Genomic DNA, 513 nt, shown 5'->3' with positions numbered 1-513 from the left:
CGGGTGTTTTACGACGGTGGAGGAGACGAGCGAATATATTTTGCTCTCCTTTGGAATCGGGGCGCCGTCAAGAAGTCGCACCTCGTCGCCGTTTACCGCGTTCCATTCGGCGGCGCGGTAAGCGTAATTGTCCGCCTGCATTTTCGGGTCTTTGGTGGACTCCGTTAAAAGCACCGAAGAAATGTCCGGTTTCTTCCTGATAAAAAGGTGAAATCCGCCGTCCGGCCTCGATTCCAGCACCAAATCGTCCTTGCCGATGCTTAAATCCTCCGCGAAAACGGATAAATTAATTAACGCGAGGATCAAAATTGTTAAAAAAACATTTTTCTTCATATATTTTATAGTATACACCATTAAAACGGCGTATGCTATCCCCGATAAGCGACATTAAAACGTCGCTTATCTCCCATTATCGACCTGTTGAAAAGCCCGTTTTAGGCATTTTTAAGCAATTTATGGAACAGTTTGGCAAATTCCGACACGACAACCACGCTAAACGTGACCGCGAACAGC

The 513-nt window shown here is 46.4% G+C and carries 1 pseudogene; it reads right to left on the bottom strand.

The window, feature by feature from the left end:
• Positions 1–354 (bottom strand): annotated as a pseudogene (locus ACYVTD_RS16205) (hypothetical protein); the annotation flags it as partial.
• Positions 355–513 lie beyond the last annotated feature (159 nt).

The organism is Treponema sp. R6D11, assembly GCF_054786075.1.
This window is presented reverse-complemented; position numbering and strand designations above follow the sequence as displayed.